Genomic DNA, 19742 nt, shown 5'->3' with positions numbered 1-19742 from the left:
GCGCCATTTCAATCAACAGGCGTTACACAAAAAGGACTGCCCAGGGCACCACGGAACGAACCCGCGAAGGCTTGAAGCCTTCGCGGTAGCGTCTGCAGTGTCCCCACACTGCCTGTCAGCGCGCGCGCCACTCTCCCAATCGCCCCCGCAAGCGGGCTGCGCACTGGCTGTGCAACTGGCTGACACGCGATTCGCTGACCCCCAGGACCTCACCGATTTCCTTGAGGTTCAGCTCTTCGTCGTAGTACAGCGCCAACACCAGTCGCTCACGCTCCGGCAAATTGGCAATCGCATCCGCCAATGCGCCCTGGAAACGTTCGTCTTCCAGGTCGCGCGACGGTTCGAGATGAGCACTCGCGCCGTCCTCGTGCAGCCCTTCGTGTTCGCCGTCCTGCAACAGGTCGTCGAAACTGAACAGGCGGCTGCCCAAGGTATCGTTCAAAATCCCGTAGTAATCGTCGAGACTCAATTGGAGTTCGGCCGCAACTTCATGATCTTTAGCGTCACGACCGGTTTTTGCTTCAATTGCGCGAATTGCGTCACTGACCATTCGCGTGTTGCGGTGTACCGAGCGCGGCGCCCAATCCCCTTTACGCACCTCATCGAGCATCGCGCCACGGATACGGATGCCCGCATACGTCTCGAAACTCGCCCCTTTGCTCGCGTCGTATTTGGTCGACACTTCGAGCAAACCGATCATGCCGGCCTGGATCAGGTCTTCGACCTGCACGCTGGCGGGCAGGCGTGCCAGCAGGTGGTAGGCAATGCGCTTGACCAGGGGCGCATAGCGCTCGATCAATTCGCCTTGGCTGTCACGTGCCGACTTTTTGTAAAGGTTGTAGCCGCTGGATGTCATAGCACAGGTCCCGCGCTCGTCTGATGCACCAATCGCTCGACGAAAAACTCCAGATGCCCCCGAGGGTTGGCGGGCAACGGCCAAGTATCGACCTTCTGGGCAATAGCCTTGAACGCCAGTGCGCACTTCGAACGAGGGAACGCTTCGTAGACTGCACGCTGCTTTTGCACAGCCTTGCGCACACACTCGTCATAAGGAACTGCGCCAACGTATTGTAAGGCGACATCGAGAAAGCGATCCGTGACCTTGGTCAACTTGGCGAACAGGTTGCGCCCTTCCTGCGGGCTTTGGGCCATGTTGGCCAGCACGCGGAAGCGGTTCATGCCGTAGTCACGGTTAAGCAGTTTGATCAGGGCGTAGGCGTCGGTGATCGAGGTGGGTTCGTCGCAGACCACCAGCAGCACCTCTTGCGCGGCGCGCACGAAGCTGACCACGGACTCGCCGATGCCGGCGGCGGTGTCGATCACCAGCACGTCGAGGTTGTCGCCGATGTCGCTGAACGCCTGGATCAGGCCGGCATGCTGCGCCGGGCTCAGGTGCACCATGCTCTGGGTGCCCGAAGCGGCCGGCACGATGCGAATGCCACCGGGGCCTTGCAGCAGCACATCGCGCAGCTCGCAGCGGCCTTCAATCACATCGGCAAGGGTGTGTTTGGGTGTCAGCCCCAGCAACACGTCGACGTTCGCCAGGCCCAGGTCAGCATCCAGCAGCATGACGCGACGGCCAAGCTCTGCCAGGGCCAGGGACAAATTCACTGACACGTTAGTTTTCCCGACGCCACCTTTGCCGCCGGTCACCGCGATCACCTGTACGGGATGCATGCTGCCCATTTTATTTCTTTACCTTGTCTTGCTTAGACGCAGGCTACATGGCTTGGCCGCGTGAATCGCTTGCAGACCATCGATGTAGATACATTTCACGGTGTTCATCCTGACCCTCAACCCACCCGCTTGGCGGGGTTGTGGTAAAGGTCGGCGAACATATCGGCCATCGCTTCCTCGCTAGGCTCTTCTTGCATTTGCACACTGACAGCACGGCTGACCAACTGATGACGGCGCGGCAGATGAAGATCATCCGGGATCCGCGGCCCGTCGGTCAGGTAGGCGACCGGTAATTCATGACTGATAGCCAGGCTCAGCACTTCGCCCAGGCTCGCGGTTTCGTCGAGCTTGGTGAGGATGCAACCGGCCAGGCCGCAGCGTTTGTAGCTGTGGTAGGCAGCGGTAAGAACCTGTTTCTGGCTGGTGGTTGCAAGCACCAGGTAATTTTTCGACTTGATGCCACGCCCGGCCAGGCTTTCCAGCTGCATGCGCAGCGCCGGGTCACTGGCTTGCAGGCCGGCGGTGTCGATCAGCACTACGCGTTTGCGCAGCAGCGGGTCGAGGGCGTTGGCCAGGGACTGGCCCGGGTCGACGTGGGTCACCGACACATTGAGAATGCGGCCCAACGTCTTGAGCTGCTCCTGGGCGCCGATGCGGTAGCTGTCCATGCTCACCAGGGCGATATTCTGCGCGCCGTACTTGAGCACATAACGCGCGGCCAGCTTGGCCAGGGTGGTGGTCTTGCCCATGCCGGCAGGGCCGACCATGGCAATCACACCGCCCTCTTCCAGCGGTTCGATTTCCGGGGTGACGATCATGCGCGCCAGGTGCGCCAGCAACATGCGCCAGGCTTGGCGTGGTTCTTCAACTTCGGCGGTCAGCGCCAGCAGGTCGCGGGACAACGGGCCGGACAGGCCGATGCGTTGCAGGCGGCGCCACAGGTTGGCCTGTTGCGGCTTGCTGCCTTGCAACTGGTTCCAGGCAAGCGACCCGAGCTGCACTTCGAGCAGTTCACGCAGGCCATTGAGTTCAAAACGCATCGAATCGAACACGCGCTGGTCGACTGCGGCGGCCGGGGCTGGCGCTGCAGGACGTGGCGGTTCTTTGAAAGTCGGTTCAACCAAAGGCTCGGCGGCGGTCAGCGGCAGGCCGGCGAACAACTGGCGATTGGTGGTGGTATCGCTGTCGCCACGCATGCTCAGCTCAGCCTGGGCCGAGACAATGCGCGAAGCGGTCTTGCGCAGCTCGTCTTCGAGCTCCATGTTCGGCACGCGCGGCGCCAGGGCCTGCGGCGTGTAATCCAGCGCAGCCGTCAGCTCGACACCGCCGGCAATGCGACGGTTGCCGATAATCGCGGCATCGGCGCCCAGCTCATCACGTACCAGTTTCATGGCCTGACGCATATCGGCGGCGAAAAAACGCTTAACTTGCATAACCCACTACCTCAGCCGTTGGGCCCTACTGTCGCGACGATAGTCACTTGCTTGTTGTCAGGAATTTCCTGATAAGCCAAAACGTGCAAATTCGGTACTGCCAGGCGTCCAAACCGCGACAACATCGCACGGACCGGGCCTGCCACCAGCAGAATCACCGGGTGACCCGCCATTTCCTGGCGCTGCGCGGCTTCGATCAACGAGCGCTGCAGTTTTTCCGCCATGCTTGGCTCCAGCAGAACGCCCTCTTCCTGGCCTTGTCCTGCCTTCTGAATACTATTGAGCAATATTTGTTCCAACCTTGGCTCCAAGGTGATAACAGGCAGCTCAGACTCAATGCCTACAATGCTTTGCACGATTGCACGGGACAATCCGACACGCACCGCCGCCACCAGAGCGGCAGTATCTTGACTCTTGGCGGCATTGTTGGCGATGGCCTCGGCGATGCTGCGAATGTCGCGTACCGGCACCTGTTCGGCCAGCAAGGCTTGCAGCACTTTGAGCAACTGCGACAGCGACAGCACGCCCGGCACCAGCTCTTCGGCCAATTTTGGCGAGGCTTTGGCCAGCAAACCCATCAATTGCTGGACTTCCTCGTGGCCGATCAGCTCGTGGGAGTGTTTGTACAGGATCTGGTTGAGGTGCGTGGCGACCACAGTGCTGGCGTCAACCACGGTGTAACCGAGGGATTGCGCCTGGCTGCGCTGGCTGACTTCGATCCACACCGCTTCCAGGCCAAAAGCCGGATCTTTGGCGGTGATGCCGTTAAGCGTACCGAACACCTGGCCAGGGTTGATCGCCAGTTCGCGGTCGGGGTAAATCTCGGCTTCGGCGAGGATCACGCCCATCAGGGTCAGGCGGTAGGCGCTGGGGGCCAAATCAAGGTTGTCGCGGATGTGCACGGTGGGCATCAGGAAGCCCAGGTCCTGGGACAGCTTCTTGCGCACGCCCTTGATCCGCGCCAGCAATTGGCCGCCCTGGTTGCGGTCCACCAACGGAATCAGGCGGTAGCCGACTTCCAGGCCGATCATGTCGATCGGGGTCACGTCATCCCAGCCAAGCTCCTTGGTTTCCTGGGCGCGGGCCGGAGACGGCAACAGGTCTTGTTGGCGGGCGATCTCCTGCTGGGCCAGGACCTTGACCTGGTTTTGCTTGCGCCAGAACAGGTAAGCGCCGCCGGCCGCCATGGCCGCCATGCTCAGGAACGAGATATGCGGCATGCCCGGCACGATGCCCATGATCGCCATAATGCCCGCCGCCACGGCCAGCGCTTTGGGCGAGGCGAACATCTGCCGGCTGATCTGCTTGCCCATGTCTTCGGAACCCGAAGCACGGGTCACCATGATCGCCGCCGCTGTGGATAACAACAGTGATGGCAATTGCGCCACTAAACCGTCACCGATGGTCAGCAAGGCGTACACCTTGCCCGCATCGCCGAAGGTCATGCCGTGCTGGAAGATACCGACCGCCATGCCGCCGATCAGGTTGATGAACAGAATCAACAGGCCGGCAATGGCGTCACCGCGTACGAATTTGCTCGCGCCGTCCATGGAACCGTAGAACTCGGCCTCCTGGGCCACTTCCAGGCGGCGGGACTTGGCCTGGTTCTGGTCGATCAGGCCGGCGTTGAGGTCGGCGTCGATGGCCATTTGTTTGCCGGGCATGGCGTCGAGGGTAAACCGCGCGCTCACCTCGGAAATCCGCCCGGCACCCTTGGTCACCACCACGAAGTTGATGATCATCAGGATCGCGAACACCACGATACCGACCACGTAGTTACCGCCGATCACCACCTCACCGAAGGCCTGGATCACCTTACCGGCGGCGGCGTGGCCGTCCTGGCCGTGGAGCATCACCACCCGCGTGGACGCCACGTTGAGCGCCAGGCGCAGCAGCGTTGCAATCAGCAGGATGGTGGGGAATACGGCGAAATCCAATGGGCGCAGGGCGTACACGCAGACCAGCAGCACCACCACCGACAAGGCGATGTTGAAGGTGAAGAACACATCGAGCAGGAACGGCGGCATCGGCAACATCATCATTGCCAGCATCACCAGCAACAACAACGGCACACCCAGGTTGCCCCGCGACAAGTCAGTCAGGGTGCCACGGGCCGTGTTGAGCATTTGAGAGCGATCTACCACCGGTATTCCTCGTGTTCCTTGAAGCAAAGTTTTGACGCTGAGAGGCGTCCTGGAGGCGGTATTGCAAGAAGCCTTCCAACTTTCACTTTGGGCCGTTGATCACCTCATAAGCGACCCAGCCTGCCGGGTGTAAATCGAGTCAAAAATGTGGGAGCGGGCTTGCTCGCGAAGGCGGAGGTTCAGCTGGAAAATTGCTGAATGACACACCGCTTTCTCGAGCAAGCCCGCTCCCACATTTTTTGATCGTTCCCACGCTCTGCGTGGGAATGCCGCCTGGGACGCTCCGCGTCCCGATTTGAGCCCTGCGCAACGGTGACGCGGAGCGTCACGGGATGCATTCCCACGCGGGAGCGTGGGAACGATCATCGAATACTCAGTAACTCCACCTCAAAAACAAGTGTTGCATTCGGCGGAATCACCCCACCCGCCCCCCTTGCGCCATACCCAAGCGCGGGCGGAACTGTCAGCTCGCGGACGCCTCCAACCTTCATCCCCTGCACCCCTTCGTCCCATCCCTTGATAACCGAACCGCCACCCAGCACAAATTCGAACGGGTCATTACGGTCCTTACTCGAGTCGAACTTGCGGCCTTCCGGCAGCCAGCCGGTGTAGTGAACGGTGACGGTCTGGCCAGCCACTGCTTCTGCACCATCGCCCTCTTTTTTATCTCCATATTGAAGACCGCTTTGAGTCGTAACCATAGCCATATTCCGCTCCTTAACGAGGGGTTAAAGTCCTGCGCAACGGTGACGCGGAGCGTCACGGGATGCATTCCCACGCGGGAGCGTGGGAACGATCATCAAACACTCATTAACTCCACCTCATAAACAAGTGTTGCGCCCGGCGGAACGACCCCACTCCAACCCTCGTCGCCATACCCAAGCTGGGGCGGAATCGTCAGTTTGCGGATGCCTCCAACCCTCATCCCCAGCACTCCCTCCTCCAACCCTTTGACGGCCTTATTGCGACCCAGCACGATGACGAACTGCTTGTCACGGTCCCTACTCGAGTCGAACTTCTTACCGTCCGTCAGCGTGCCGACGTAGTGAACGCTGGCGGCCATCCCAGCCACCGCTTCTGCACCATCGCCCTGTTTTTTGTCTTCATACTGAAGACCGCTTTTAGTCGTTACCGTAGCCATATTCCGCTCCTTAACCCGAGGGGTTGAAGTGATCGTTCCCACGCTCTGCGTGGGAATGCAGACTGGAACGCTCCGCGTCCCGATTTGAGCCCTGCGCAACAGTGACGCGGAGCGTCACGGGATGCATTCCCACGCGGGAGCGTGGGAACGATCAATCAACAGGCCGTAAGTCAACGGCCTGCAGCCCTTTTGCCCCTTGAGTAACCTCGAATGTTACTTTTTGGTTCTCTTCCAGAGTCTTGTACCCATTCCCTGATATTGCTGAGAAGTGGACGAAAACATCCGGGCTCCCATCGTCTGGCGTAATAAACCCAAAGCCCTTGTCCGCGTTAAACCATTTCACTTTGCCTGTTGCCATTGCCGCTCTCCTGACATCGCGCTCGAAACCCGACACGCACGTCGCTAGATAATCTTTATGTAGAGCGCAAAGACGCCCGTGGGCCGATGAATCCTCGCGAGTTGCACCCGCTGCCCATTTTTCAACCGGCGCGCACCCAGACTCCTACGGTCCACACGCACGGGCTCTTCGCCGCCATCCACTGCGATCCAACCTTCACCGGTTTTTTGGTTGTACGATTTGATCGTGCCCGTCACCGCTTCCATCACCACTCCCCCTGCATCTCGCAACTACTTGTGTGCAGTGTGTGCTGTCATGGAACCGCAGGAAGGCGAGGCTGGCTACTGTCAATGTTGACAGGTAGACGGGGGTTGCGGACGGGTGGTAGAGGGCGGGTGAAAATCGAGGGACGTGCTGAGCGGCTTGCCACAACAAGCGCTGCTCCCGGACCGGGTCCGGTTTTATTTTTTTCGCTGGCGAGATGTTCGCGCCTTGGGCGGCACCGGCAACACATCGACTGCGCTGCATTGATCGCCCGCCGGCTGCACGGGCACCGCATTGCCATCGCGGTCCCTGGCAATAAAACCAATGCCCTTGACCGCGTCGAACCACCTGACCGTGCCCCTGTCCATCACCGCTCTCCCGAGCCGCGCATAAAGGCGCGCCGCGCCGCTCTATCAAACAGTGAAGGCGGTGTAATGGGTACTGTCAAAGTTGACAGGTAAGGCCGGGTTTTAGACAGATGGCAGGTGCTGGCGTCGGTGCAGGATGACTCAGGAATCGCGGCGCAAGTCCGGTGGAATCGGCAGGTCTTTAAGCGGATCAGGCCGCTTGCCCTTGCCCGCCCGGTACTGGCGGATCTGATAGACGTAGGCCAACACCTGCGCCACCGCCAAATACAGCCCTGCAGGAATCTCCTGATCCAGATCCGTGGAGTAGAAAATCGAGCGCGCCAGCTCCGGCGACTCCAGCAACAGAATGTCGTTGGCCACGGCGATTTCGCGGATTTTCAGCGCAGTAAAGTCGCTGCCCTTGGCCAGCAGCATCGGCGCGCCGCCCTTCTCCGGGTCGTACTTGAGCGCCACCGCATAGTGGGTCGGGTTGGTGATGACCACATCGGCATCCGGCACCGCCGCCATCATCTTGCGCTGGGACATTTCGCGCTGCAGTTGGCGAATACGCTGTTTGACCTCGGGGCGGCCCTCTTGGTCTTTGTGCTCGTCGCGCACTTCCTGCTTGGTCATCAGCAGCTTCTTGTGGCTCTCCCACAGCTGGATCGGCGCGTCCACGGCGGCGATGATGATCAGCCCGCAGGCCATCCACAGCGCACTCCAGCCCACCACTTGCACGCTATGGATGATCGCCGACTCCAGCGGCTCATGGGCGATGCGCAGCAAGTCGTCGATGTCGGACGACAACACCGTCAGCGCCACAAACAGAATCAGGATGAATTTCGCCAGCGCCTTGAGCAGCTCCACCAACGCCTTGGTGGAAAACATGCGCTTGAGCCCAGGCCCGGGGTTCATGCGGCTGAACTTGGGCGCCATGCTGCCGGCGGCGAACAGCCAGCCGCCGAGGGAAACCGGCCCGATCAAGGCCGCCAACAGCAGGGTGATCAGCACCGGCTGCACCGCCAGAATTGCGATCTTGCCCGAGTGCAGCAGGTACTGGCCCATGGCGCCGGGGCTGAGCAGCACTTCGCGGGGCAAGGAGAAGTTGAGTTTCATCAACTCCATCATGTCCAGCGCCAAACCACCGCCGTAAATCAACAGGCCACCGGAGCCGGCGAGCATCACGGCGAGGGTATTGAGCTCTTTGGAGCGCGCAATCTCGCCCTTTTCCCTGGAGTCCTTTTTACGTTTCTCCGTGGGGTCTTCTGTTTTGTCCTGACCACTCTCGCTCTCGGCCATGGCTCAACGCGCCCGTGCCAGATCACGTAAGAACTGCAAGGCGTCAGTCGCCAGCGGTTGATACTGATTGAGAATGTCGGCCATGCCGATCCAGAAAATCCCCATGCCCAACACCAGGGTCAACGGGAAACCAATCGAGAAAATGTTCAGCTGCGGCGCCGCGCGGGTCATCACGCCAAAGGCGATGTTGACCACCAGCAGCGCGGTGATTGCCGGCAACACCAGCAACAGCGAAGCGCCCAGCACCCAGCTCAGGCGCCCCACCAGCTCCCAGAAGTGATTGACCACCAGCCCCGAGCCCACCGGCAAGGTGGTGAAACTTTCGGTCATGACCTCGAACACCACCAAGTGGCCGTTCATGGCCAGGAACAGCAAGGTCACCAACATGGTCAGGAACTGCCCGATCACCGCCACCGACACGCCGTTGGTGGGGTCGACCATGGACGCGAAGCCCATGCCCATCTGAATCGAGATGATTTGCCCGGCGATCACAAACGCCTGGAAGAACAACGTCAGCGAGAAGCCCAGCAACGCGCCGATCAAAATCTGCTCGGCAATCAGCAGCAGCGCACTCAAGTCCAGGGCATTCACCGGCGGCATCGGCGGCAACCCGGGCACGATGACCACGGTAATGGCGAAGGCGAAATACAGGCGAATGCGCCGCGGGACCAAGGTGGTGCCGAACACCGGCATGGTCATCAGCACCGCCGTGACGCGGAACATCGGCAGGATGAACGACGCCACCCAGGTGCTGATCTGGGTGTCGGTCAAGGCCAGCACAGATTGCATGCGGTCAGCCGATCAACTGCGGAATACTGCCGTAAAGCTGCAGGATGTATTCCATAAAGGTTTGCACCAGCCACGGGCCGGCGACGATCAAGGTGATCAGCATCACCAGCAAACGCGGGAGGAAGCTCAAGGTTTGTTCGTTGATCTGGGTCGCGGCCTGGAACATCGCCACCAGCAGGCCGACCAACAGGCTCGGCACCACCAGCACGGCGACCATCATGGTGGTCAGCCACAGCGCTTCACGAAACAGGTCGACCGCTACTTCTGGGGTCATGGCGCTACACTCCGCCGAAACTGCTGGCCAGCGTACCGATAATCAGCGCCCAGCCGTCCACCAGCACAAACAGCATGATCTTGAACGGCAGCGAAATAATCAGCGGCGACAGCATCATCATCCCCATGGCCATCAGCACGCTCGCCACCACCAGGTCGATGATCAGGAACGGGATGAAAATCATGAAGCCGATCTGGAACGCGGTCTTCAATTCGGAGGTGACGAACGCCGGCACCAGGATGGTCAATGGCGCCTGATCCGGCGTGGCAATGTCGGTGCGCTTGGACAAACGCATAAACAGCTCAAGGTCGCTGGAGCGGGTTTGCGACAGCATGAAGTCCTTGATCGGGCCCTGGGCCTTGTCGATCGCGTCCTGGGCGGTGAGTTTTTCCGCCAGGTACGGTTGCAGGGCTTGCTGGTTCACCTTGTCGAACACCGGCGCCATGATGAACAGCGTCAAAAACAGCGCCATGCCGGTGAGGATCTGGTTCGACGGCGTCTGCTGCAGGCCGAGGGCCTGACGCAGAATCGAGAACACGATGATGATCCGCGTGAAGCTGGTCATCAGCATCACAAACGCCGGGATAAAACTCAGCGCGGTCATGATCAGCAGAATCTGCAAGCTGACCGAGTATTCCTGGGCGCCGGCAGCGTTGGTGCCCAGCGTGATCGCCGGGATCGACAACGGGTCGGCCGCCAACGCCAACGGCGCGGCCAGCAACAGCATGAGCGTCAATAAAACGCGCATTACTTCTTATCCTTCTGATCCTTGCCCAGCAACTCCATCAGGCGCTGGGCGAATTCTGGCGTGGCGGCCTCGGTCCTGGCCACTTCTACCGGCGACTTGAGCACGTGCAGCGGGGTGATGCGGCCGGGCGTGATACCCAGCAGAATCTGTTCCTCGCCGACTTGCACCAGCACCAGACGATCACGCGGGCCGAGGGCGCGCGAGCCGATCATCTCGATGACCTGGCCATTGCCCGGGCCGATGCGCTGCACGCGGCGCATCAACCAGGCCAGCACAAAAATCAAACCCACCACCAGCAACAGGCCCAGCACCAACTGGGTCAGTTGCCCGCCGATGCCACTGCTGACTACGGGCGCCGCAGCCGCCGCTTGCGCGACCGGCTCAGCCGCCAGGGCGCTCAATGGCAGCGCCAGAAACAGTCCCGCCATCGAATACTTCATATCAGCGCAACTTCTTGATGCGTTCGCTCGGGCTGATCACGTCGGTCAGGCGGATGCCGAACTTCTCGTTGACCACCACCACTTCGCCATGGGCGATCAGCGTGCCGTTGACTAGCACGTCCAGCGGCTCACCGGCCAGGCGATCGAGCTCGATCACCGAACCCTGGTTGAGCTGCAGCAGGTTGCGGATGTTGATTTCGGTGCTGCCCACTTCCATGGAAATCGACACCGGGATGTCGAGGATCACGTCCAGGTTCGGGCCGTCGAGGGTCACCGGGTCGTTGTTCTTCGGCACGCTGCCGAATTCTTCCATCGGCAGGCGGTTGCCGGCCGGCGCGGTGGCGGCGTCGGCGGCCAGCAGCGCGTCGATGTCGTCCTGGCCAACATCGCCGGTTTCTTCCAGGGCCGCAGCCCACTCGTCAGCCAGGGCCTGGTCTTCGGCGGAAGTGTTTTCGTGTTCGGTAGCCATTACATGTCCTCGGCGAAGCAAAAATTATTGTTGATCAGCGACGGTTGATCGGTTCGATCACTTGCAACGCCAGGTTGCCTTTGTGCGAACCCAGCTTGACCTTGAACGACGGCACGCCGTTGGCACGCATGATCATTTCTTCCGGCAATTCCACGGGAATCACATCGCCGGGCTGCATGTGCAAAATATCGCGCAAACGCAACTGGCGACGGGCCACAGTGGCGCTCAAAGGTACGTCGACGTCGAGCAGGTCTTCGCGCAAGGCCTTGACCCAGCGCTCGTCCTGGTCGTCCAGGTCGGACTGGAAACCGGCGTCGAGCATCTCGCGCACCGGCTCGATCATCGAGTACGGCATGGTCACGTGCAGGTCGCCGCCACCGCCATCGAGTTCGATGTGGAAGGTGGAGACCACAATGGCTTCGCTGGGGCCGACGATGTTGGCCATGGCCGGGTTCACTTCCGAGTTGATGTACTCGAAATTGACTTCCATGATCGCCTGCCAGGCTTCCTTCAAGTCGATGAAGGCCTGCTCCAGCACCATGCGCACCACGCGCAGTTCGGTCGGGGTGAATTCACGGCCTTCGATCTTGGCGTGACGGCCGTCGCCGCCGAAGAAGTTGTCCACCAGCTTGAACACCAGTTTGGCGTCGAGGATGAACAGCGCGGTGCCGCGCAACGGCTTGATCTTGACCAGGTTGAGGCTGGTGGGCACGTACAGCGAGTGCACGTATTCGCCGAACTTCATCACCTGCACGCCGCCCACCGCCACGTCCGCCGAACGGCGCAGCATGTTGAACATGCTGATACGGGTGTAGCGGGCGAAACGCTCGTTGATCATTTCCAGCGTCGGCATACGTCCACGGACGATGCGATCCTGGCTGGTCAGGTCATAACTTTTGACGCTGCCGGGTTCGGCAGCCATTTCGGTCTGTACCAGACCATCGTCGACGCCATGCAACAGCGCGTCGATTTCATCCTGGGACAGCAGGTCTTGCACGGCCATGTCGTGATCCTACTGCAATACGAAGTTAGTGAAGAGCGCCTGCTCGACCACGACTTTGCCGAGCTCTTTCTGGGCCACTTCCTGCACGCTGGCAGTGACCTTCTGGCGCAGCATTTCCTGGCCGACAGGGGTGGCGAGGCTGTCGAAGCTCTGCCCGGAGAACAGCATCACCAGGTTGTTGCGGATCACTGGCATATGCACTTTGAGCGCATCCAGGTCCGCCTGGTTACGCGCCAGCAAGGTGATGCTCACCTGCAGGTAGCGTTGACGGCCATTCTGATTGAAGTTGGCGACAAAGGCCGGAAGCATCGGCTCGAAGATTGCCGGTTGCTTGACGTTACTGGCGGTTTCGGCGGCGGGTGCCGGTTTGCTTGCACTGCTGTGCATGATGTACCAAGTGCCACCCACGGAGGCGCCAATGGCCAGGAGCAGGCCCAGCACGATCAACAGGATTAGCTTGAGCTTGCCTTTGCCTGCGGGGGGAGTTGCTGCTGCGTCGTCGCTCTTCGCCATGCCAATAATCCGTCACTATTCTGGGATTCATAGATCTACGGAAAGGCAAGAGCAAGTGTTATGCCAGAGTTGTCTGCTGATGGGGGATGGATGAAACACCACAGTCCAATGTGGGAGCGGGCTTGCTCGCGAATGCGGTGGGTCAGTCGATGAATCTTTTGACTGACACTGCGCTTTCGCGAGCAAGCCCGCTCCCACATTTAGACCTGTGTTGGGCTCAGGTCAGGCGTAATAGTCAACGGCGCTGGAGCCGATCACCGTCTGGCTCACCGGCGCGACCGCCGCCGCCACTTCAGCGTGATCACCAGCATCCCCGCCCTCTCCGCGCCCGCCGCTGCCACTCACGCCGCGCGCCTGGTTCTGCTGTTGTTGCTCCTGGCCCTGCCCCTGCCAGCCACGGGACTGGTCGGAGACGTTAACGTCGACCTGCCCCATGCCCTGCTGGGCAAACATCTCGCGCAAACGGCCGGACTGGGTTTCCAGCGCTTCACGCACCACCGCGTGACCACTCATGAAAGTGACCTGGGCTTGTTGGTCCGCGGTCATGTTGACCTTGATATCCAGGCGCCCCAGCTCGGCCGGCTGCAACTGGATCTCCGCCGACTTGAGGTTGGCGCTGGACAGGTACATCACGCGGTTGACCACTTCCTCGGTCCAGCCGCTCTGGTGCATGGCCAACGGTGCATTCGCAACGGGTGGCAAGGCATTCGCGGTTTTTGGCGTGGCGGCCTGGGTCAGCGCGGCCAGGCGGTTGGCGAAGTCATCGACGCGGGTGTCGCTGCTGGCGTCTTTCAAATCTTTGAGGCCGCCTTCGATCAAGCCACTGAAGGCTTTGTCGCCGCCCTGGTCAGTGCTGTCTTTGGTGGCTTGCTGGTCGACCATATTGGCCAGGCCGGCGGCAAAGTTCTGCGCAGCGGTCGGCTGATCCTGGGTCGGCGCGGGTGCAGCTTTCTGCGGCGTCTGGCTGCTGGCCGAGACGTGACCGCCCTGCTCCATCGCCAGGCGCACGGCCGGCATCGAATCCAGCGGGTCGGCTGCCGGGTCGAAGGCGGGCTGCTTGGCTTCATCGGTGGCAGCGACCGGTGCGGCGACGACCGGCTGGGCCTTGTCGTCCTGGGTCGCGGCAACCGGGGCCGGGGTTTCGACGGGCACCGGAACGGCAACCGGGGTGACGGTGGCAATCAAGGCCGGGTCGACGACCGGGTCAACCGACGGTTGCTGCACCAGGGACGGGTCGGTGGGTTTGTCGTCGTCACTGCTGGTGCTGTCGTCGGACGTGGCCGGTGGCTTGGCAGGCAAGGGATTGCCGCTATCGGCAACCGCTGGCGTGCTGGCGGCAGGCTTGTCGTTGCTGTTTGCAGGCTTGGCGCTGGCGTCGGAAGGCTTGTTATTCGCGGGTTTAGCCGGAGTGTCGTCGGTCTTTACCGTGGGCTTCGAGCCCTGGCTGGCGAACACTTGAGCAAAGCCCTGGGCCTTGTCCCGCGGGTCCGCAGCCGCTACCGCAGGGGTGGCGGCCGGCGCTTGAGGCTTGGCCGCGGGGGCAGCCTGAAGGAGCGAATTCGGGGCGACTGGCATAGGTAAAGGTCTCCACTGCATTGGGGATCGGGGATGCAGTATTGGGAGGTAGAGCAAGAGTTGGGCCAGGTTTGCACGAGCATCACAAATGGCCGGTAAAACACAGTTCAATGTGGGAGCGGGCTTGCTCGCGAATGCGCAGTGTCAGTCGCCAAATTCGTTACTGATACACCGCTTTCGCGAGCAAGCCCGCTCCCACATTTGGATCTGTGGAGGGCTCAGCGTAACGCGCTGACTCAGAGGCTGAACCGCTGCCGCTCCGACTCATACAACGGCCGAACCAAAGCAAACTCACGATCAATCTGATCAACCAACGCCCCAAGGTCCGCTGTCGATTTAACCGACTCCACCTCCAAGCGCTGGCACAACTGCGCCAATTGCACCGCCCCAAGGTTGCCACTGCTGCCTTTAAAGCTATGCGCAATGCGCCCCAACGCCTTGGCATCATCACGCGACTTGCGCAGCGCCTCGACGCGCTTTTGCGAATCGTCCAGGAAGGTATCGAGCAACTTGGGATACTCGCCTTCCATCACTTCCTGCAAACCCGACAACACGTCAGGGTCCAGATGAATCTCAGCCACTTGCTCGCTCCTTGATCAAGAATCGGCGGATTATGCCAGAGCCCCCCAGCAAAACTCCACGCACACACTGCGCCCGCCATCGGACCAGCGTACATCGCTGCTCAGTTGCCGGACCAGGCTCAAGCCGCGGCCAGACAGACGGTCGATATCCAGCGGCCGCGCCAGCACCTGTTCCACGTCAAACCCAGGGCCGCTGTCTTCAATGCGCAACGTCATTTTGCCGCCCGTGGCCGTCGGCACCACTTGCACATGCACACGCACATAGCCGCTGTTCAACTGCGCCAGCCGCTCATTGCGCTGGCGGTAATAGTGGGCAAACCCCTGCGCATCACGCTTGAGCTTCGAATCCAGGCCCAACACGCCATGCTCCAGCGCATTCGAATACAACTCGGCCATCACACTGTAAAGCGCCCCGCTCTGCTTGCGCAGGCCGTGGATCTCCAGCAGCAATTGCAGCAGATACGGCAGCGGGTTGTAGCTTTTGAGGGTCTGCGCGCGAAACTCAAAACTCACCGACCAGTCCAGCGGGCACGACTGCCCGCTGTCGGCATACAGCGCCTCGGCTGCGCGCAACGGCTGGCCGTCCTGCAAGGTGATCTCGACCATGCTGACGTCGTCCCGCGCCTGGCCACGAAACGCTGCCAGGGCCTTTTCGATGTCTTCGAACAGGCGATCAGGTTCACGGTTGGCCGCGAACACCTGCTGCAAACGCTCGGCGCCGAACAACTGGTCATTGGCATCGGCGGTGTCCAACACGCCATCGGAAAGCAAAAAGACGCGATCGCCGAGGGCCATGGGCCAGACCTCAGTGCTGTCATCAAACGCCTCGGCCGAGAGCACGCCTAACGGCAGGTGCCGCGACACTAGCGGCGTACGCTTGCCCGTGGCGACTTCATGCACATAACCCTCGGGCATGCCGCCGTTCCACACTTCCACCACGCGCCGCTGGGCACTCAGGCACATCAGGGTGGCGCAGCAGAACATGTCCACCGGCAGGATACGTTTGAGCTTGGCATTCATCTCGCGCAGGGTTTGCGCCAGGCCGTAGCCCTTAGCCGTCATGCCATAAAACACTTCCGCCAGCGGCATGGCGCCGACGGCGGCCGGCAACCCGTGGCCGGTGAAATCGCCGAGCAGCACGTGCATGTCACCCGAAGGCGTATAGGCTGCCAGCAGCAGGTCGCCGTTGAACAGCGCATAGGGCGATTGCAGATAGCGAATGTTCGGCGCCGCGTTGATACAGCCAGAATGCGCGACCTTGTCGAACACCGCTTTGGCCGCGCGCTGCTCATGCAACAAGTAATCGTGGTGCCTGGCGATCAAGTCTCGTTGCTGCAACACCGTGGCCTGCAACCGGCGCAGGCGATCCATGGCGTTGATTTTCGCCGCCAGGATCAGCGGGTTGTAAGGCTTGGGCAGGAAATCATCGCCTCCCGCATCCAGGCACTGGGCCAGGGCTTCGCTCTCGCGCAGGGAGGTGAGGAAGATGATCGGCACCAGCGCTTCGCCCGCCAGTTGCTTGATCTGGCGCGCCGCTTCAAAGCCGTCCATCACCGGCATCAAGGCGTCCATCAACACCAGTTGCGGACGCTCGCGCGTGAACACCTCGACGGCTTGCGCGCCATTCGTGGCCGTGAGCACCTGATGCCCCTGGCGCCGAATGATCGTCGACAACAGCAGTAAATCCGCCGCGCTGTCTTCGGCGATCAGCACCGTCAGCGGCTCAAGGACGGGGGCCAAGGTGCTCAACTGATGTCGAACAGCTTGTCGAAGTTGGAGATGGCGAGGATCTTGCGCACATCGGCGTTGCTGTTGATCACTTGCACTTCGGCGTTATCACCACCGGCATGGTCACGCAACAGCAGGAGCATGCCCAGGGCCGAGCTGTCCATATAAGTGGTGTCCTTCAAGTCCACTATGTAGACCTCGGGCACCTTGTAGAACTTTTCGTAAGCTTCACGAAAAGCCTGATGACTACCAAAATCGAATCGCCCCTTGACGGTGATCAGTGCTTTTTTCCCATCCAGGGAGACTTCTGAAACGACTGACATACGACTGCTTCCTTGTCATTGGCAATATGCAACAAGGTTTAGCAGGTGAACCGGGTATGGGCAACACAGAGGACCAAATGACACTCAGTACTGTGATTGGCGCGGAAGACGCTGGGACAGCTCATCCAGCAGCTTCTGCTCGCGCTTGTCTTCAATCGCCCGCGCTTCGTCGATATAACGCTGCACCAACTTGCGCAAACCTTCGACCCGGGCGAACGCCGCTTGCCAGGCCTCGCGGGCTTTATCGAGGTTGTTCTGGTGCCAGGCCAGGCTCTGGCGCTGCTGACCGACGGCCGTCTCAAGCTGGTTGAGAAAGCCCTGGTAGCCCATCAGCCATTGGCCGGACACGCCCTTGCTGCCGCGTTCGATCCACTGCTGCTGGTACTCGCCGCGAAAGCGCTCCAGGTCGCCGAGTTTGCTTTCGGCCAGGCGCACCTGGCCCTGGAAATACCCCAGGCGCTGCACCGCGGCTTTTTCGGCCTTTTCGGCCATGTCCACCACTGGGGCAAGGCGGGAAGAGCGCGTGCTGGCCATGGCTTAACCGCCTGGCGCCGGGGCGAAGATCGAGCCAAGGTGGGCTTCGCTTTCGCCCATGCTGATCTTGTCGTTGAGGCCCTGGCGCAGGTAGGTCACCAGTTGCGGTTGCAGGGCAATTGCCAAGTCGGTTTCACGATCGCCCCCGGCCACATAGGCGCCGACGCTGATCAGGTCGCGACTCTGCTGATAACGCGACCACAGCTGTTTGAAGTGCTGTGCGCGAGCCATGTGTTCCGGCGTGACCACCGCCGGCATCACCCGGCTGATCGAGGCTTCGATGTCGATGGCCGGGTAGTGCCCTTCTTCGGCCAGGCGCCGCGACAGCACGATGTGGCCGTCGAGCACGCCCCGCGCCGAGTCGGCAATCGGGTCTTGCTGGTCATCGCCTTCGGACAGCACGGTGTAGAACGCGGTGATCGAACCGCCACCGGCTTCGGCATTACCGGCGCGCTCGACCAGCTTGGGCAGCTTGGCGAACACCGACGGCGGGTAGCCTTTGGTGGCGGGCGGTTCGCCGATGGCCAGGGCGATTTCCCGCTGGGCCTGGGCGAAACGCGTAAGCGAGTCCATCAGCAACAGGACGTTCTTGCCCTTGTCGCGAAAATATTCAGCAATGCGCGTGCAGTACATGGCGGCGCGCAAACGCATCAGCGGCGCATCGTCCGCAGGTGACGCCACCACCACCGAGCGCTTGAGGCCTTCTTCACCGAGGCTGTGCTCGATGAATTCCTTCACCTCACGGCCCCGCTCGCCGATCAGCCCGACCACGATAATGTCGGCTTCGGTGAAGCGCGTCATCATGCCCAGCAACACCGATTTACCCACACCCGTACCGGCGAACAGGCCCAGACGCTGGCCGCGACCGACCGTCAATAAACCGTTGATGCTGCGAATGCCCACGTCCAGCGGCACGCTGATGGGGTTGCGGTTGAGCGGGTTGATCGTCGGGCCGTCCATCGGCACCCAATCTTCAGCCTTCATGCCGCCCTTGCCGTCCAACGCACGACCGGCGCCGTCGAGTACGCGGCCAAGCATGCTCATGCCCATCGGCAGGCGGCCGGTGTCGGCAAGTGGCACCACGCGGGCGCCGGGGGCAATGCCCGCCAGGCTGCCCACTGGCATGAGGAAAATCTTACTGCCGGAAAAGCCCATCACTTCAGCTTCGACCTGCACCGGGTGGTAGCTGTCGTCGTTGATCACCAGGCAGCGGCTGCCCATGGCGGCGCGCAGGCCTTCGGCTTCAAGGGTCAGGCCGACCATGCGCAACAGGCGCCCTTCGAGGATCGGTTGGCCGGGCAACTCAGTGGCCTCGGCGTAGCCGCTCAGGCGCTTGGCGAAGCTGGTGCGATCAAGGCGCATCGGCGGCGTCCAGGTCGACGCTCAGGTCAGGCTCGGCCGGGTGCAAGGCTTGTTCATGCAACTGGTCGAAGAGCTTGGCCATGATCTGGGTGATACGGGTTTCCACCGTGGCATCGATACGGCTGTGTTCGGTTTCGACGCGGCAACCGCCGGGCAGCAGCGCCGCGTCTTCGACGATGCGCCAGGTTTCTTCATGGCGCTCGCGCAGGGCTTTGACCTGTTCGAAATCCTGCGGGTTGATGTACAGCCGCACATTGCCGACGCCCAACGGCAGCAGCTTGAGGGCTTCGCGCATCACGCTTTCGATGTGGCTGGAGTCGAGCACCAGCTCGCGCTGGATCACCTGGCGGGCGATGTGCTCGACCAGGCCGACCATGGATTTTTCCAGCTGCGAATCCTGTTCGGCGATCGGGTCGAACAGGCTGCCCATCAAGCGCTCCAGGCTGGCCAGCTTGACGCTCAGCGCTTCCTCGGCCTCTTGGCGAACTTTCAGGGTGGTGCTGCGAAAACCGTCTTTTTCACCCGCCGCGAAGCCCTCGTTGTAGGCCTCCTGGCGGATGGCTTCCAATTCTTCGAGGGTCAGTGGCTGGACTTCATCCAGCGGCACTTCTTCCATTTCCGCCGGTGTTTCCACCACCGGCTCAGGCTCGGGCTCCGGCACATGCGGGTCGAAGCTGGGCAACGACCAGATGTCGAACCCGCCGACATCCCGCGCGCGAATCAGATCGCTGGGCGTCTCATCTTTGTTCGACATGGATGGC

23 protein-coding genes are annotated in these 19742 nt (G+C 61.2%); all 23 read right to left on the bottom strand.

All coding sequences use genetic code 11. From position 1 onward, the window contains the following. Nucleotides 1–115 precede the first annotated feature (115 nt). On the bottom strand, nt 116–856 hold the full coding sequence (gene fliA / locus HX783_RS27820) for an RNA polymerase sigma factor FliA (protein ID WP_065909829.1): 741 nt from the start codon (nt 854–856) through the stop codon (nt 116–118). Then, entirely contained in the window at nt 853–1686 is an 834-nt protein-coding gene (fleN, locus tag HX783_RS27815; RefSeq protein ID WP_003192912.1) for a flagellar synthesis regulator FleN, read from the bottom strand. Before fleN ends, fliA begins: the two co-directional genes overlap by 4 nt. A gap of 107 nt (nt 1687–1793) precedes the next feature. Then, nucleotides 1794–3110, bottom strand: coding sequence for a flagellar biosynthesis protein FlhF (gene flhF / locus HX783_RS27810; RefSeq protein WP_159958596.1), 1317 nt, complete (start codon nt 3108–3110; stop codon nt 1794–1796). 11 nt (nt 3111–3121) lie between these two features. Continuing rightward, nucleotides 3122–5236, bottom strand: a complete 2115-nt coding sequence (gene flhA / locus HX783_RS27805) for a flagellar biosynthesis protein FlhA (protein ID WP_177019104.1) — start codon at nt 5234–5236, stop codon at nt 3122–3124. 380 nt (nt 5237–5616) lie between these two features. Further along, on the bottom strand, nt 5617–5961 hold the full coding sequence (locus HX783_RS27800) for an FKBP-type peptidyl-prolyl cis-trans isomerase (protein ID WP_177019001.1): 345 nt from the start codon (nt 5959–5961) through the stop codon (nt 5617–5619). Between the two features lie 92 nt (nt 5962–6053). Next, nucleotides 6054–6395 carry an FKBP-type peptidyl-prolyl cis-trans isomerase gene (locus HX783_RS27795; protein ID WP_177019000.1) on the bottom strand — a complete coding sequence of 114 codons (342 nt, stop codon included), beginning with the start codon at nt 6393–6395 and terminating at the stop codon, nt 6054–6056. Between the two features lie 151 nt (nt 6396–6546). Next, nucleotides 6547–6753 (bottom strand): cold-shock protein, encoded by a 207-nt coding sequence (locus HX783_RS27790; RefSeq protein ID WP_177018999.1) that lies wholly within the window; start codon nt 6751–6753, stop codon nt 6547–6549. 44 nt (nt 6754–6797) lie between these two features. Continuing rightward, nucleotides 6798–6998: a cold-shock protein gene (locus tag HX783_RS27785; RefSeq protein WP_159958602.1), complete on the bottom strand. Its 201-nt coding sequence runs from the start codon at nt 6996–6998 to the stop codon at nt 6798–6800. Nucleotides 6999–7505: 507 nt separating this feature from the next. After that, nucleotides 7506–8642: a flagellar biosynthesis protein FlhB gene (gene flhB / locus HX783_RS27775; protein ID WP_106576466.1), complete on the bottom strand. Its 1137-nt coding sequence runs from the start codon at nt 8640–8642 to the stop codon at nt 7506–7508. A gap of 3 nt (nt 8643–8645) precedes the next feature. Further along, nucleotides 8646–9431, bottom strand: coding sequence for a flagellar biosynthetic protein FliR (fliR, locus tag HX783_RS27770; RefSeq protein ID WP_071486514.1), 786 nt, complete (start codon nt 9429–9431; stop codon nt 8646–8648). A gap of 4 nt (nt 9432–9435) precedes the next feature. Next, complete coding sequence (gene fliQ / locus HX783_RS27765; protein WP_003214552.1) at nt 9436–9705, bottom strand: flagellar biosynthesis protein FliQ; 270 nt, start codon at nt 9703–9705, stop codon at nt 9436–9438. Between the two features lie 4 nt (nt 9706–9709). After that, nucleotides 9710–10453 carry a flagellar type III secretion system pore protein FliP gene (fliP, locus tag HX783_RS27760; protein ID WP_017134948.1) on the bottom strand — a complete coding sequence of 248 codons (744 nt, stop codon included), beginning with the start codon at nt 10451–10453 and terminating at the stop codon, nt 9710–9712. Further along, entirely contained in the window at nt 10453–10893 is a 441-nt protein-coding gene (gene fliO, locus HX783_RS27755) for a flagellar biosynthetic protein FliO (protein WP_064453452.1), read from the bottom strand. The genes fliP and fliO overlap by 1 nt, the downstream gene beginning before the upstream one ends. 1 nt (nt 10894) lies before the next feature. Beyond that, nucleotides 10895–11362, bottom strand: coding sequence for a flagellar motor switch protein FliN (gene fliN, locus HX783_RS27750; RefSeq protein WP_033900765.1), 468 nt, complete (start codon nt 11360–11362; stop codon nt 10895–10897). 34 nt (nt 11363–11396) lie between these two features. Next, the gene (gene fliM, locus HX783_RS27745; RefSeq protein WP_017735217.1) at nt 11397–12365 is read right to left on the bottom strand and encodes a flagellar motor switch protein FliM; all 969 of its coding nucleotides are present in this window, start codon (nt 12363–12365) and stop codon (nt 11397–11399) included. 9 nt (nt 12366–12374) lie between these two features. After that, complete coding sequence (gene fliL / locus HX783_RS27740; protein ID WP_159958610.1) at nt 12375–12878, bottom strand: flagellar basal body-associated protein FliL; 504 nt, start codon at nt 12876–12878, stop codon at nt 12375–12377. Between the two features lie 222 nt (nt 12879–13100). Continuing rightward, nucleotides 13101–14453: a flagellar hook-length control protein FliK gene (locus HX783_RS27735; RefSeq protein ID WP_177018998.1), complete on the bottom strand. Its 1353-nt coding sequence runs from the start codon at nt 14451–14453 to the stop codon at nt 13101–13103. A gap of 236 nt (nt 14454–14689) precedes the next feature. Beyond that, complete coding sequence (locus HX783_RS27730) at nt 14690–15034, bottom strand: Hpt domain-containing protein (protein ID WP_177018997.1); 345 nt, start codon at nt 15032–15034, stop codon at nt 14690–14692. Nucleotides 15035–15064: 30 nt separating this feature from the next. Next, nucleotides 15065–16783: a fused response regulator/phosphatase gene (locus tag HX783_RS27725; protein WP_177018996.1), complete on the bottom strand. Its 1719-nt coding sequence runs from the start codon at nt 16781–16783 to the stop codon at nt 15065–15067. After that, on the bottom strand, nt 16780–17085 hold the full coding sequence (locus HX783_RS27720; protein WP_177018995.1) for an STAS domain-containing protein: 306 nt from the start codon (nt 17083–17085) through the stop codon (nt 16780–16782). Before HX783_RS27720 ends, HX783_RS27725 begins: the two co-directional genes overlap by 4 nt. An 84-nt stretch (nt 17086–17169) precedes the next feature. Continuing rightward, a complete protein-coding gene (gene fliJ / locus HX783_RS27715; RefSeq protein ID WP_177018994.1) occupies nt 17170–17619 on the bottom strand; it encodes a flagellar export protein FliJ in 450 nt (149 codons plus the stop codon). 3 nt (nt 17620–17622) lie between these two features. Beyond that, nucleotides 17623–18981 carry a flagellar protein export ATPase FliI gene (gene fliI, locus HX783_RS27710; RefSeq protein ID WP_094951616.1) on the bottom strand — a complete coding sequence of 453 codons (1359 nt, stop codon included), beginning with the start codon at nt 18979–18981 and terminating at the stop codon, nt 17623–17625. Then, complete coding sequence (gene fliH / locus HX783_RS27705) at nt 18971–19735, bottom strand: flagellar assembly protein FliH (protein ID WP_159958622.1); 765 nt, start codon at nt 19733–19735, stop codon at nt 18971–18973. Before fliH ends, fliI begins: the two co-directional genes overlap by 11 nt. Nucleotides 19736–19742: the final 7 nt, after the last annotated feature.

This window comes from Pseudomonas sp. D2002, assembly GCF_013385735.1.
Lineage (GTDB): Bacteria > Pseudomonadota > Gammaproteobacteria > Pseudomonadales > Pseudomonadaceae > Aquipseudomonas.
The sequence above is the reverse complement of the archived record's forward strand: the minus strand, read 5'-3'. Positions and strand labels throughout refer to the sequence as shown.

Coding starts and splice junctions, on each gene's coding strand:
- fliA (WP_065909829.1), bottom strand. CDS start 856: ATGACATCCAGCGGCTACAACCTTTACAAAAAGTCGGCACGTGACAGC.
- fleN (WP_003192912.1), bottom strand. CDS start 1,686: ATGGGCAGCATGCATCCCGTACAGGTGATCGCGGTGACCGGCGGCAAA.
- flhF (WP_159958596.1), bottom strand. CDS start 3,110: ATGCAAGTTAAGCGTTTTTTCGCCGCCGATATGCGTCAGGCCATGAAA.
- flhA (WP_177019104.1), bottom strand. CDS start 5,236: ATGCTCAACACGGCCCGTGGCACCCTGACTGACTTGTCGCGGGGCAAC.
- HX783_RS27800 (WP_177019001.1), bottom strand. CDS start 5,961: ATGGCTATGGTTACGACTCAAAGCGGTCTTCAATATGGAGATAAAAAA.
- HX783_RS27795 (WP_177019000.1), bottom strand. CDS start 6,395: ATGGCTACGGTAACGACTAAAAGCGGTCTTCAGTATGAAGACAAAAAA.
- HX783_RS27790 (WP_177018999.1), bottom strand. CDS start 6,753: ATGGCAACAGGCAAAGTGAAATGGTTTAACGCGGACAAGGGCTTTGGG.
- HX783_RS27785 (WP_159958602.1), bottom strand. CDS start 6,998: ATGGAAGCGGTGACGGGCACGATCAAATCGTACAACCAAAAAACCGGT.
- flhB (WP_106576466.1), bottom strand. CDS start 8,642: ATGGCCGAGAGCGAGAGTGGTCAGGACAAAACAGAAGACCCCACGGAG.
- fliR (WP_071486514.1), bottom strand. CDS start 9,431: ATGCAATCTGTGCTGGCCTTGACCGACACCCAGATCAGCACCTGGGTG.
- fliQ (WP_003214552.1), bottom strand. CDS start 9,705: ATGACCCCAGAAGTAGCGGTCGACCTGTTTCGTGAAGCGCTGTGGCTG.
- fliP (WP_017134948.1), bottom strand. CDS start 10,453: ATGCGCGTTTTATTGACGCTCATGCTGTTGCTGGCCGCGCCGTTGGCG.
- fliO (WP_064453452.1), bottom strand. CDS start 10,893: ATGAAGTATTCGATGGCGGGACTGTTTCTGGCGCTGCCATTGAGCGCC.
- fliN (WP_033900765.1), bottom strand. CDS start 11,362: ATGGCTACCGAACACGAAAACACTTCCGCCGAAGACCAGGCCCTGGCT.
- fliM (WP_017735217.1), bottom strand. CDS start 12,365: ATGGCCGTGCAAGACCTGCTGTCCCAGGATGAAATCGACGCGCTGTTG.
- fliL (WP_159958610.1), bottom strand. CDS start 12,878: ATGGCGAAGAGCGACGACGCAGCAGCAACTCCCCCCGCAGGCAAAGGC.
- HX783_RS27735 (WP_177018998.1), bottom strand. CDS start 14,453: ATGCCAGTCGCCCCGAATTCGCTCCTTCAGGCTGCCCCCGCGGCCAAG.
- HX783_RS27720 (WP_177018995.1), bottom strand. CDS start 17,085: ATGTCAGTCGTTTCAGAAGTCTCCCTGGATGGGAAAAAAGCACTGATC.
- fliJ (WP_177018994.1), bottom strand. CDS start 17,619: ATGGCCAGCACGCGCTCTTCCCGCCTTGCCCCAGTGGTGGACATGGCC.
- fliI (WP_094951616.1), bottom strand. CDS start 18,981: ATGCGCCTTGATCGCACCAGCTTCGCCAAGCGCCTGAGCGGCTACGCC.
- fliH (WP_159958622.1), bottom strand. CDS start 19,735: ATGTCGAACAAAGATGAGACGCCCAGCGATCTGATTCGCGCGCGGGAT.